The 12,704-nt window shown below is 63.9% G+C and carries 12 protein-coding genes; 5 read left to right on the top strand and 7 right to left on the bottom strand.

Annotated elements, in window-relative coordinates:
* Positions 1-9: 9 nt before the first annotated feature.
* Together ACODR6_RS15825 and leuA are read left to right on the top strand one after the other, a co-directional pair.
* Entirely contained in the window at positions 10-1,194 is a 1,185-nt protein-coding gene (locus ACODR6_RS15825) for a benzoate/H(+) symporter BenE family transporter (protein WP_203428420.1), read from the top strand.
* A gap of 340 nt (positions 1,195-1,534) precedes the next feature.
* Positions 1,535-3,250 carry a 2-isopropylmalate synthase gene (gene leuA / locus ACODR6_RS15820; protein ID WP_203428421.1) on the top strand — a complete coding sequence of 572 codons (1,716 nt, stop codon included), beginning with the start codon at positions 1,535-1,537 and terminating at the stop codon, positions 3,248-3,250.
* A 63-nt stretch (positions 3,251-3,313) separates the two neighbouring features.
* Here leuA and ACODR6_RS15815 read toward each other — a convergent pair whose 3' ends face one another.
* From ACODR6_RS15815 to ACODR6_RS15800, 4 genes are all read right to left on the bottom strand, one after another.
* Positions 3,314-4,159, bottom strand: coding sequence for an anti-sigma factor family protein (locus ACODR6_RS15815; protein WP_112719372.1), 846 nt, complete (start codon positions 4,157-4,159; stop codon positions 3,314-3,316).
* Between the two features lie 3 nt (positions 4,160-4,162).
* Complete coding sequence (locus ACODR6_RS15810) at positions 4,163-4,672, bottom strand: RNA polymerase sigma factor (protein WP_112719371.1); 510 nt, start codon at positions 4,670-4,672, stop codon at positions 4,163-4,165.
* 166 nt (positions 4,673-4,838) lie between these two features.
* Positions 4,839-5,399 carry a tetratricopeptide repeat protein gene (locus ACODR6_RS15805; protein ID WP_130277803.1) on the bottom strand — a complete coding sequence of 187 codons (561 nt, stop codon included), beginning with the start codon at positions 5,397-5,399 and terminating at the stop codon, positions 4,839-4,841.
* 133 nt (positions 5,400-5,532) lie between these two features.
* Entirely contained in the window at positions 5,533-6,441 is a 909-nt protein-coding gene (locus ACODR6_RS15800; protein WP_112719369.1) for a metallophosphoesterase family protein, read from the bottom strand.
* Positions 6,442-6,512: 71 nt separating this feature from the next.
* On the opposite strand from ACODR6_RS15800, the gene ACODR6_RS15795 reads away from it, so the two are divergent.
* A complete protein-coding gene (locus tag ACODR6_RS15795) occupies positions 6,513-6,992 on the top strand; it encodes an NUDIX domain-containing protein (RefSeq protein ID WP_489022906.1) in 480 nt (159 codons plus the stop codon).
* A 3-nt stretch (positions 6,993-6,995) separates the two neighbouring features.
* On the opposite strand, the gene ACODR6_RS15790 is transcribed toward ACODR6_RS15795, so the two are convergent.
* Positions 6,996-7,985, bottom strand: coding sequence for a glutathione S-transferase family protein (locus ACODR6_RS15790; protein WP_489022904.1), 990 nt, complete (start codon positions 7,983-7,985; stop codon positions 6,996-6,998).
* A gap of 280 nt (positions 7,986-8,265) precedes the next feature.
* On the opposite strand from ACODR6_RS15790, the gene ACODR6_RS15785 reads away from it, so the two are divergent.
* Both ACODR6_RS15785 and ACODR6_RS15780 read left to right on the top strand, forming a co-directional pair.
* Positions 8,266-8,766, top strand: coding sequence for a GNAT family N-acetyltransferase (locus ACODR6_RS15785; protein ID WP_130277806.1), 501 nt, complete (start codon positions 8,266-8,268; stop codon positions 8,764-8,766).
* Positions 8,767-8,833: 67 nt separating this feature from the next.
* On the top strand, positions 8,834-10,147 hold the full coding sequence (locus tag ACODR6_RS15780; protein WP_489022902.1) for an MFS transporter: 1,314 nt from the start codon (positions 8,834-8,836) through the stop codon (positions 10,145-10,147).
* Here the strand turns inward: ACODR6_RS15780 and ACODR6_RS15775 are convergent.
* Positions 10,129-10,566 carry a GNAT family N-acetyltransferase gene (locus ACODR6_RS15775; protein WP_203428426.1) on the bottom strand — a complete coding sequence of 146 codons (438 nt, stop codon included), beginning with the start codon at positions 10,564-10,566 and terminating at the stop codon, positions 10,129-10,131. The genes ACODR6_RS15780 and ACODR6_RS15775 overlap by 19 nt on opposite strands.
* Positions 10,567-10,633: 67 nt before the next feature.
* On the bottom strand, positions 10,634-12,703 hold the full coding sequence (locus ACODR6_RS15770) for a hypothetical protein (RefSeq protein WP_489022900.1): 2,070 nt from the start codon (positions 12,701-12,703) through the stop codon (positions 10,634-10,636).
* Position 12,704: the final 1 nt, after the last annotated feature.

The following is a 12,704-nucleotide window of genomic DNA, read 5'->3' as shown; positions in this document are numbered from 1 at the left end:
AGTCCCGCGATGCTCAAAGATTTCTCCGTTCAAAGCCTGTTCATGGGCGTGCTCGCGGCTTTCGCGGGCTTTGCCAGTTCGTTCGCCGTCGTGTTGCACGGGTTGCAGGCGGTGGGCGCCACGGAGGCGCAGGCGGCTTCGGGATTGATGGCGCTTTCGCTCGGGCTTGGGATCTGCGCCATCGTGCTCAGCTTCACGACGCGGCTGCCGGTCAGCATGGCCTGGTCGACGCCGGGGGCGGCGCTGCTCGCCAGCACCGGGATCGTCGAGGGCGGCTTCAATGCGGCTGTCGGCGCCTTTATCGTCTGCGCGCTGCTGATCGTCGTTGCCGGCCTGTTCAAGCCGCTTGGTCGGGCAGTCGCCGCCATTCCGGCGCCGCTTGCCAATGCGATGCTTTCGGGCGTGCTGATCGGGCTCTGCTTTGCGCCGGTGAAGGCTGTGGGTTTCAATCCGTGGCTGGGGCTGCCGATCGTGCTGACCTGGATGGTGGTCGGCGCCTTCAAGCGGCTCCTGGCGGTGCCGGCGGCACTTGTGGCCTTCGGGATGGTCGTGGCCTTCGGTGTCGATATTCCCGACGGGGCAGGGGCCGCCGTCGGCCGAGCGCTGCTGCCGACCGTCGAGTTCGTCACCCCTGTCTTCAATCTGCCGGCCTTCATTTCGATCGCGCTGCCGCTCTTCATCGTCACCATGGCGTCGCAGAACATTCCCGGTATCGCGGTCATGAAGGTCAACGGCTATGAGCCGAAGCCCGGGCCGCTGTTTGCAGTATCAGGCGTCTTTTCGCTGTTCGCGGCGCCGTTCGGCGGCCATGCGGTCAATCTGGCGGCGATTACGGCGGCGATGTGCGCCGGGCCGGATGCGCATCCGGATCCAGCGCGCCGCTACTGGGCGGTGCTGGTCTGCGGCATCTGCTACCTCATTCTCGGGCCGCTCGCTGGTGCGGTGACGACCGCGGTGGCGCTGGCGCCACCGATCCTGATCCAAGCGGTGGCCGGTCTGGCGCTGGTCGGCGCCTTCTCGAGCTCGGCCATGTCTGCCTTCCAGGCGCCCGAGACGCGGGAAGCTGCGGCGATCACCTTCCTGGTCACGGCGTCTGGCGTTTCCTTCGGCGGCATTTCCGGCGCCTTCTGGGGGCTGCTTGCCGGTGGATTGATGATGGCGCTGCAGCATCTGGTGAAGGCGTCGAAGCGATAGAAGCCGGAAAGCATTGGAGAGGGGGTTGCCAGTTTTTGGTCCCGCGGATATAAGCCCGAGCATGAAGACGACAGGCGCAATGATTTCTGGCACGATTGCACGCGGGCGTATCGCCCTGCGCGACAATACGCGCGCGCTCACCTCGCTTCTTCTCCTCGGCCTTACGCGCGGTTGCCGGGTCCGTTGAGGAGCGCCCGGCGGCCGAAAAGCCCCGCAGGCCAACGCTCCTCGCGACTAATCCCAAAGAACTAAGATTGACCGAAATGAGGTCCGCGGTTGCTGTCGCCAATCCATTCGTGATGGTCTAAGACGCAAATTGCCGGGCTGAGGAGAGAAGACGATGGACTCTAAGACTCAAACTCCCGCAAAAGGCATGCAGTCGGCCGGCGTGAAGTATCGCCCCTATCCGCAGGTGAATATTCCCGATCGTACCTGGCCGACGAAGACGCTCACCAAGGCGCCGATCTGGTGCTCCGTCGACTTGCGCGACGGCAACCAGGCGCTGGTCGACCCGATGGGCCACGACCGCAAGGCCCGCATGTTCCAGCTGTTGCTGGACATGGGCTTCAAGGAAATCGAGATCGGTTTCCCCTCAGCCTCGCAGACCGACTTCGACTTTGCCCGCTGGTGCGTCGAAGAGGGCAATGTGCCTGACGACGTGTCGCTGCAGGTTCTCGTCCAATGCCGCCCCGAATTGATCACCCGCACCTTCGAAGCGCTGCAGGGCGCCAACAGGCCGATCGTGCATTTCTACAATTCCACCAGCGAGCTGCAGCGCCGCGTGGTGTTTGCCAAGGATGTCCACGGCATCAAGCAGATCGCCGTCGATGCCGCCAAGATGATTTCCGACATGGCGGCCAAGGCCGGTGGCGGCTACCGCTTCGAATATTCGCCGGAGAGCTTCACCGGCACGGAGCTCGACGTGGCGCTGGAAATCTGCAACGCCGTCATCGCCGAGATGAAGCCGACGCCTGACAACAAGCTGATCATCAACCTGCCGTCGACCGTCGAGATGGCGACGCCGAACATCTATGCCGACCAGATCGAGTGGATGTGCCGCAACCTCGACAACCGCGAAAACCTGATCATCTCGCTGCATCCGCATAACGACCGCGGCACCGGTATTGCCGCTGCCGAGCTGGCGTTGCTGGCCGGCGCAGACCGTGTCGAAGGCACGCTGTTCGGCAATGGCGAGCGGACCGGCAATGTCGACGTCGTGACGATGGCACTGAACATGTTCACGCAGGGCATCGATCCCGAGCTCGACTGCTCGGATATCGTGCGCATGAAGGACGTCTTCGAATATTCGAACCAGATGCCGATCGGCGAGCGTCATCCCTACGTCGGCGAACTGGTCTACACGGCCTTCTCCGGCTCGCACCAGGATGCGATCAACAAGGGCATGAAGGCGATCAAGGTTGCCAATCACCCGGTCTGGGAAGTGCCGTACCTGCCGATCGACCCGCAGGATGTCGGCCGTTCCTACGAGGCGATCATCCGCATCAACTCGCAGTCGGGGAAGGGCGGTATCGCCTATATCCTGCAGCAGGACTACGGCATCAACCTGCCGCGCAACCTGCAGGTCGAGTTCCGCGAAGACATCCAGCGGATCACCGATGAAGAGGGCAAGGAACTCCCCTCGAAGCGCATCTACGAGCGCTTCATCGAACGCTACGTGACGCAGCCGACCGGCCGCATCAAGTTCGTCGATCACCACACTTTCGCGCATATCGACCGCAAGGGCGTGCGCGTCGTGGCGGCCGAGATCACCGATAACGGCGTGACCAAGCATATCGAAGGCCACGGCAACGGTCCGATCGACGGCTTCATCAACGCGCTCTCGGCCTATCTCGGCATCGAAATGTCGGTGCAGGACTATTCCGAGCACTCGCTGCAGAACGGCTCGAACGCCGCCGCGATCTCCTATGTCGAGACGGCCTATCCGGGTGGCAAGCTGTTCGGCGCCGGCATCAGCACCAATATCGTCGGCGCCTCGCTCGAAGCGATCGTCTCGGCGGCGAACCGCGTGCTCGAAGTGAAGGCCGGAAAGCACTGAACAAAGCAAAGGGCGCGGCGGAGAGATCCGCTGCGCCATTGATGTCTAGGCCGATCGTGACGATCAGATCGTGGCGGCGATTTCCATGGCGATCTGGCTGAGCGATGCTTCGGCCGATGGGCCGACCAGGACGTAGGCGGTGCCGGCATTGTGCCAGGTTACCAGACCGATCTCGTCCTTGATCGTTTCCTTGAAATCTTCGGTTTCCGGCTGCTGCGTGTCCTTGCGGAAGTAGATGGTGATCAGGTCGCCATCGGCGCTGGAATAGACGAGCTGCCCCGTCGGCTTGCCGTCGCCGAGCACGACGCGGGCGCCCTGGAAGGTCCAGCCGTCATTGCTGAGATCGGGAACGCGGAAGGCGACGCCGACGGTTGAGGTGAGCCAGCTGGAAATCTCTTCGGCCTGCGACGCCGGCACTTCGACCAGATGGCGAGGCTGGCGGATGATCATGCGCTGGTAGCCGGCGATGTCGGCCAGCCAATCCTTGCTGCGGCCGCTGTCGTCGGCAATGTGCTGGTCGTCCGAAGGTGTCGGATCGCCGGGGCCGATGCCGACCAGATAACCGATGCCGCAACCGGCAACGAACAGGAGAATGGCGGCGGCCAGCGACTTGCGCCCCGACGGCGCGAACTTGAAGGCCGGACGGGTGGCGCGCGGGGCGAGGGGCGCCTTCGGAGGCTGCACGCTCTTGATCGAGCGCACGAGCGCCAGCGGCACGGGTTCCTTCAGCACGTCGTCGAGGCGGCGGCGGCCGAAATCGGCGCCGTGACGCAGCTTGTCGTAAAGCCTGCGGGCGCCTTCGTCACTGGCGATACGCTCTTCCAGCTCATGCTTCTCTTCCGGCGTCGTCTCGCCGTCGAGGAGGGCAGTCAGCTGGGCATCGAGCGGCAGTTTCTTGAAATCCGGCAAGGTTCAGTACCTGTGGTGAAAATCGTCGGCGAGGCTGGCGAAATGCAGCCTGGCGGCGGCAAGCTGCGCCGAAACGCCGGTTGCCGGAATGCCCATGATATCGGCGGTCTGCTCGTAGCTGTGGCCTTCGACCACGGTCAGCAGGAAGATGCTCGCCAGGCCCTCCGGCATCTCGGCCAGCATGCGGTGGATCAGATCGGTATCGGTGACCGTGGCGCGCTCGCGGGCGGCTTCACGGATATCGGTGACGTTGCCCTTGGGGGCTGCCGTGCGGGCGCGCCGCTTGCGGCCGTCCTCGTTCCACAGCTGGCGGGCGAGGGTGTAGACCCAGCTTTCCAGCCTGCCTTCGCCGTTCCACTGATGGCTCTTGGCGACGGCGCGCTGGCAGACGGTCTGGACCAGTTCGTCGGCGCTCGCCGTATCGCCCGTCAGCGCAATCGCAAAGCGGCGCAACCGAGGCAGCAGGCCTACAAGGTCGCGTCTGATGTCGATGGTCGTTACGGGCTGACGCATAATCTCATTTCATGAACATGTCCGGAGCGAAGCATCCGGTGCGGGTCGTATTTTTATATCGCGTATGTGACCTTTATGAAACAAGTTTGACGCGCTCCGCAACAGGAAGAGCGGCTAAGCGGCAGTTTCCCAAAGGTTTTCTGCCGCTCATCACGTTCAGTTGTTTTCAATAGGTCCGGTAACCGTTCAGGCTTTGCAGCAGAGCGCGGTAGGCCCAGGTGTTTTCGCCGCCGCGATCGCGAATCTCGACGAGCTGAACCTTGGCGCCCTGCACGTCTCCTTGTTCCACCAAAGCCTGGCCCATGTATGACCGGGCGAGAATATAATTCTCGTCGGCCTGCAGCGCCTTGCGATAGTAGGACATGCCGAGTTCGAAGCGGCCGGCCTTGCGGTTGGAATAGCCGAGATAGTTGAGGATGCGCGGATCGTTCTGGTTCCTGGCGAGGTTGAGGATGTTGATGGCATTCTCATACTGGCCGGCATAGGCGAATTCGCGGGCGAACTGGTAGAGCTCGTCGTCGTTGAAGCTCTGCTTCTTGGCGTCGACGCATTCCTTCTTCTGCTTGTCCCAGACCTTGCCGTCGGCGCATTTGGTCGTCGTCTCGGTCTTCGGCGGCGGCTTGGTTTCGTCGCTCTCGTCGCCGACCGCGAAGGCCGGTGCGGCAAGCGCGGCGGCAAGGCCGAAGGCGAGGGTGAGGCGGCAGATACGATTGGCGGCGATGCGCATGGCGGGCTCCCTGGTCGGCGTCGATGGCGGGATTGTACGCCTCGATTTGGAAATACCAAGGGCAGGATCGCCGGATCGGCAAAATCCTCAGAAAGCGATTCAACAAGCGGCGAAACTGATTCCGCTCTTGCCGCTAAAGCTTGAAAATATCGACGCTTTCGGGCGATACGCCATCGCCGCGATCATTGAGGCTGAAGCGCTCGCCCTTGAGCTCCCAGGCGCCGGGCGAGCCGTCGATCGAGAAGAGATTGTAGGCGGCGCGCGGCTTCATGCCGCCGGGTCCCTGTGAGGCGGACGCGATGCCGACGACGGGCACGGGGCCGGTCTGGCCCTTCAGCCAGTAGAGCGTGTTCAGATGGGTGTGGCCGTGCAGCACGAGCTCGGCGCCGCCGCTGGTGACGACGGCGGCAAAGCGGCGGATGCCGATCATTCGCTTGTGGAAGGAGGTGGCGCCACGGATCGGCGGGTGGTGGATCATCACCACGCGGAAGAGGCCGGCCTCACCGGCGGCGCGTAGCATGTTGACCGCCTCGCGGGCCTGGCGCTGGCCGAAGAAACCGCTGGCGGCGAAGGGGGGAGTGGCAACGGCCGTCGAGCAGCCGACGATCGCGACTTTGCCGCGGATGCGCAGATAGGGAAAGATGTGGCGATCTTCCTCCCATTGCGGCGGCGCCAGATCGCCGCGGACGTAGTCGTACCAGGCGCGCATCGATTTCTCGTAGGCACCGGGCACATAGGCATCGTGATTGCCGGGGACGATCGAGGTTTCCTCGGGATCGCCGAGCTCGCGCAGCCAGGCGGCGGCCGAGCGGATCTCGAGGCCGCTTGCGAGATTGACGAGGTCGCCGGTGACGGCGAGATGATCGGCCTCGCGGGCGCGGATATCATCCAGAAGCAGGTCGAGCGTTCCGCCGAAAAGATGCTTGCGCCGGTTGCGGTGCCAGTTCACAAAGCCGGTGATGCGCTTCGAGAAGAGCTCGCGGATCGAAAGACGGGGAAGTGGGCCGAGGTGAATATCGGAGATATGCGCGAGCTTGAACATGCTACGACACATAGACCAGGATATTTACAATTCAAACACATCCGCTTGAACGAAATAGTGAAAACGGAACGATGGCGAATAACGAGATCAGGTCCTGGCAATCGAAAATTCTGATGCGGGTCGTCCACGTCTATTTCGCCGCGACGCGGGGAATGACGATGGGCGTGAGGGCTGCGTGCTTCGATCCGTCGGGCCGCGTCTTCCTGGTGCGCCACAGCTATGTGCCGGGCTGGCATATGCCGGGCGGCGGCATCGAGCGGCGGGAGACGTCGCACGATGCGCTGGTCAAGGAACTGCGGGAAGAGGGGAACCTGAGGATCATCGGCGAGCCGCAGCTCTTTCAAGTCTACCTGAATACGTCGGCGAGCCGCCGCGACCATGTGGTCTTCTACCGCGCCGATGTCGAGCAGACGGCGCCGCGCAAGCCGGATGCGGAGATCGTCGAGAGTGGCTTCTTTGCGCTCGACGCATTGCCCGAGGGCACGACCGAGGCGACGAAACGCCGCCTCCGGGAGCTGAGCGGCGAGGAACCCGCCGCTCATTACTGGTGATCCTCAGGCGGCAGCCGCCAGCTTGGCGCGGCCATGCGGCCGGTCGAGATCAAGATCGGGACCGACGGGCACGATGCCGGTCGGGTTGATCGTCTTGTGGCTGCGGTAATAATGCTCCTTGATATGGCGCATGTTCACCGTCTCCTTGACGCCCGGCGTCTGGTAGAGATCGCGCAGGTAGGCCGACAGGTTCGGGTAGTCGTCGATGCGGCGGGTGTTGCACTTGAAGTGGCCGACATAGACGGGGTCGAAGCGCACCAGCGTCGTGAACAGCCGCCAGTCGGCTTCGGTCACCCGGTCGCCAAGGAGATAGCGGCCCTTGCCGAGGCGCTCTTCCAGGGCGTCCAGCGTGCCGAACAGCTTGACGACATTCTGCTCGTAGGCTTCCTGCGTCGTCGCAAAGCCCGCCTTGTAGACGCCGTTGTTGACGGTGTCGTAGACCAGCGCGTTGATTTCATCGATCCCGGGAGCGAGGTTTTCAGGATAGAAATCCTGCGTCGAGCCAGTCAGGTGGTCGAAGGCGCTGTTGAACATGCGGATGATTTCGGACGATTCGTTGTTGACGATCGTGCCGGTCTGCTTGTCCCAGAGGACGGGAACGGTGACGCGGCCCGAATAGTTCGGATCGGCCTTCACGTAGATTTCCCAGAGCGCCCTGGCGCCGAACAGATGGTCGCCGGTGGCGCCGTCGCTGATCTTGAACTCCCAGCCGTTCTCGACCATCAGCGGATCGACGACGGAGACGGAGATCAGGTCTTCGAGCTTCTTCAGCTTGCGGAAGATCAGCGTGCGGTGCGCCCAGGGACAGGCGAGCGACACATAGAGATGATAGCGCCCGGCCTCGGCCTTGAAGCCGCCGGTGCCGGAAGGGCCGGCCTCGCCATCCTTCGTCACCCAGTTGCGGAACTGCGAGGCGGCGCGCTTGAAATGCCCCTTGGTTTCTTTCGTATCGTACCAGACGTCATGCCAGACGCCTTCCACCAGCATGCCCATTGTGCGTTTCCTTCGAATTGGTCTCGTTGGCGCAAAGATATCGCAGCCGCGCGCGCTTTGCAGTGGGCAAAGATTGAACAGTGCGTCACAGTGATTTTCGCCCCGCCGCATTTTGCGTTGGACGGCGGAAATTTTTCCTGCTATCGGCCATTTCACATTTTTCTGCGGAACCCGATTTGATGTACGCAATCAGAAGCCTGCGACGACGCTGAAGCTCCCGAACGCCTGAAGGGCGTGTTCGAGAACCCATGCTGTCTGTCTATCCGGTTTCTGTCTCATCATGCACAAGCACGATCTGGTCTACCTCACTGAGGATGCGTCTCACGACGCCGCTATCGAACTCATCAACGAAGAAGCATTCGGTCCGGGCCGCCATACCCGTGCTGCCGCGCGCATCCGCGAGCAGGGGCCGCATGACCGTTCGCTTTCCTTCATCTGCGCCGACGACGGCGAGACCATCGCCTCGGTGCGGATGACGCCGGTGCAGGCGGGCAGCGTCAAGGCGCATCTGCTCGGGCCGCTCGCCGTGCGGCCGTCGCACAAGAGCCGGGGTATCGGGCGTGAACTGGTACGGATCGCGGTGGAAGCCGCCAAGCGCAGGGGGTCGGAGGCGATCATTCTGGTTGGCGACCCGCCCTATTACTGCCAACTCGGGTTCGAACGGGTCGCCCACAACGCGCTCAACTTCCCGGGTCCGGTCGATCCGGCGCGTGTTCTCGTCGTGCCGGTCAGCGACGACGCTCATCAGCGTCTCAAGGGTTCAATTAGCTGGCGTAAATAGAGCTTATCGTCTATCAAACCCCTGATTTCCTTGGGACTCACCAGGGCTGCGCGACGGGGGACGGCGAATGAGCGGCATTTCGATGGACGAGGCGCTCGACCGCGCCGGAACGGGGGCGTTCCAGAAGCGGCTGATGGGCATATTCGGTCTCGTCTGGGCTGCCGATGCCATGCAGGTGCTCGCCGTCGGTTTTACCGCCGCATCGATTGCCGCGACATTCCAGCTGACCGTGGCGCAGGCGCTGCAGACGGGAACGCTCTTCTTTCTGGGCATGCTGATCGGCGCCATGCTGTTCGGCCGGCTGGCCGATCGCTGGGGGCGGCGCTATGTGCTGATCCTGACCGTCGCCTGCGACGCGCTGTTCGGTCTGCTGTCGATTTTTGCGCCCGATTTTACCAGCCTGCTGATCCTGCGCTTCCTGACCGGCATGGCGGTCGGCGGCACGCTGCCGGTCGACTACGCGATGATGGCCGAATTCCTGCCATCGAAGAACCGCGGGCGCTGGCTGGTCATGCTCGAAGGCTTCTGGGCGGTGGGCACGCTGATCGTGGCGCTCGCGGCCTGGGCGGCAAGCGTCGCAGGCGTGGCCGATGCCTGGCGCTATATCTTCGCCGTGACGGCGGTGCCGGCGATCCTCGGCGTGGCGCTGCGCTTCTTCGTGCCGGAATCGCCGCTTTACCTGCTGCGATCCGGCCGGGCGGCCGATGCCAAGGCAATCGTCAACCGGATGCTGGAAGCCCACGGCAAGCCGCCGCTGGCCGCCGGCGAGGAGATCGTCGCCGCGCCGCATGCCGATTCCGAAGGGTTGTTCTCACCGCCGCTTCGCCGCCGCAGCCTGATGATTCTCGCTATCTGGTTCCTCGTCTCCGTTTCCTATTACGGCGTCTTCACTTGGATGCCGGCGCGGCTGGCGGGCGATGGCTTCGGCTTCGTGCGCGGCTATGGCTTCCTGGTCTTCGTGGCGCTGGCACAGATCCCCGGCTATGCGCTCGCCGCCTATGGCGTCGAGGCCTGGGGCAGGCGGCCGACGCTTGTTGGATTCTGCCTGTTGTCGGCGGCGGGATGCCTGCTGTTCGTGTTGTCGCCTGACGACGTGCTGATCGGCGCTTCGCTGCTGCTGATGAGTTTTGCGCTGCTCGGCACCTGGGGTGCGCTTTATGCCTATACGCCGGAGCTTTACCCGACCGGATCGCGCGCGACCGGCATGGGGGCGGCGGGTGCGATGGCTCGTCTCGGCGGACTGGTGGCGCCGTCGGTGATGACCTTTGTGGTGTCGCTGGGGCTCGGCGTGGCGATCGGGCTCTTTGCCGGATTGCTGGTCATTGCCGCCATTGCGGCGCTCGCCATCGACGCGGAGACGCGTCAGGCCTCGCTTGGCTGAAAGCGCTTCTTCAGCCAGGTGAAGGTGTGGCCGCCGGCGAATTCGCCAAGTGAGCCGATCGTCTCATAACCGCAGCGCCGGTAGACGCCGAGGGCATCAGGGCTCATCGTATCGATGAAGGCGCCGATGCAGCCGCGGCGCCTGGCTTCGTCTTCCGCCATCTGCAGCAGCGTTCCGGCCAGACCCTTGCCGCGCATCTCCTCCGGAATGAATAGCATCTCGATATAGAGCCAGTCGCGTGCTGTATAACCGACAAGGCCGCCATTGATCTCGCCGTCGTCGCCGCGCAGCCGGATCGCCAGCTTTTCGCGGCCGCTCTCGCCGAAGCGGGCGATGTTATAGGCGATCAACGGGTCGGCGATCTTCTTGCGGTCCTTCTTGGAGAGGACCTTGGTGACCTTCAGCTTCTGCGGAGCCATGGCTGAACCTTTCGGCGGCGATCTCTATCGCCTGCCGATATCAGAGTCGTCAGTTCGACAAAATGGCTCAGCGCCCTTCGCGCCACCACATGGCGCCGAAGGCGAGCAGCAGCACGCCGACACCGGCGAAGCCGGCAAAGAGCGGCAACGTGTTGATGCCCTTCAGAACCGTCTCGTTGGTGAGCTTGATCTGCATGCGCTCGTTGTCGGCAACACGGATCTGGCCGCGAACGGGGAGAACCGGCGGCACTTCAATTGCGCCATTGGCATCCGAAACGCGGGCGACGAGACCGCGGGTCTTGTCGGTGATCGGCTTGAGCACATCGGTGGTCGAGACCATCGCCTTGAACTCTGGCGCATCGACGGCGCCGACATGGACGAGGGTGGTGAGGTCGCCGTTGCGGATCTCGAAGAGGCCGATCTCGTCCATACGCTTCTCGGCCTTGTAGAGGCCTGGTTCGGTCTGGGCGAGCGGCAGGTCTTCGGTCTTGCCGGAGGGGTAGCGCACGGTGGCCGCGCCCGGATCGCCGCCGATCGTCTGGCGGGTGATCTCCAGCGTGCGGCCCTGGGCGCGGGCGGTCAGCGCCTCTTCCTCGAGCGCCGGTTCCTTCATCAGCCAGTGGGCGATGCGGCGATAGAGTGAGACGTGCGGGCCGCCGCCCTCGAAGCCGCGGGCCCAGAGCCAGCCCTGATCGGAAAGCAGCATGGCGACGCGGCCCTGGCCGGCGCGGTTCAGCACCAGCAGCGGGTTGTTATCGGCGCCGACCATGACCGTCTGGCCCTGCGGCTGCTCGACGCCAACGGAACGGAACCAGCGTCCCCAATGCGGCGGCTCGTCGGCGGAACCGTCGAGGCCACGGGTGACCGGATGCTTGCGGCCCTCGTCGGAGAGGCGCGGATAGAATGCCTTCTCGATCATCTGGCCGGTGGGCGCGGCCGGCAGAACCGACTGCAGCGGCGTCAGCGCGATCGAATCCTGACCGGCATGTTCGGGGCCGGCAGCGATCAGCAGCGCACCGCCGTTTTCGACATATTGGGCGATGTAATCGTAATAGAGGATCGGCAGCACGCCGCGGTGCTGGTAGCGATCGAAGATGATCAGGTCGAAATCCTTGATCTTGTCGACGAAGAGCTCGCGGGTCGGGAAGGCGATCAGCGACAGCTCGTTGATCGGCGTGCCGTCCTGCTTTTCCGGCGGGCGCAGAATGGTGAAATGCACCAGATCGACCGAGGCGTCCGACTTCAACAGGTTACGCCAGGCGCGCTCGCCCGCGTGCGGCTCGCCGGAGACGAGAAGGACGCGCAGGTTCTCGCGGATGCCGTCGATGACGTGGACGGCGCGGTTATTGGCTTCCGTCACTTCGCCGGGCAGCGCCGCGACTGCAAATTCCAGCACGTTGCTGCCGCCGCGCGGGACGCGGAAGGAGAAGGGCGTATCCTGGCCGGGCGTTGCCTGCAGCGTGGCGATCTCGTCGCCATTGAGCTTGACGGTCACGGTCGCCGTGCCACCCGGGCTCGGGCCGTCGTCGAAGACGCGCAAGACGAGCTGCTGCTCTTCATTGACGATGCCGAAGCGCGGCGCCTTGATGACCTCGATGCGGCGGTCGAATTCGTTCGGCTTGCCGGTGATCAGGCCATGGATCGGCGCGTCGAAGCCGAGCGCCTGATTGACGCCGGGAACGTCGTGAACCTCGCCGTCCGTCAGCATGATCGCGCCGCCGATGCGGGCAGGCGGCACGTCGGCGACGGCGGCGGAGAGGGCGTTGAAGAGGCGGGTCGAGGGGGCGTCGGAATCCTCCGGCTCGGTCGCCTCGACATAACGCGGCTCGATATTCGGGAAGCGCGACAGCCGGTCCTTCAGCTGGGCCAGCGCATCGTCGGTCATCTTGATGCGCTCGGGTGTCTGCTGGCTCTGGCTGCGGTCGACGATGACGGGGACAACAGTCGACAGCGGCTCGCGGTCCTCCTGCATCAGCAGCGGATTGGCGAGAGCGGCAAGCAGGGCGATCGCAGCGACCGTGCGGATCCAGGCGCCGCGCACGCCGCGCCAGATGGCGAAGACGGCGACGATGGCGACGACGACGGCCAGCGCCGCAAGGATCGGCCAGGGAATGAAGGGTGCGAAATCCAGCGTCATG

This window comes from Rhizobium sp. FG96, from assembly GCF_057808655.1.
The sequence above is the reverse complement of the archived record's forward strand: the minus strand, read 5'-3'. Positions and strand labels throughout refer to the sequence as shown.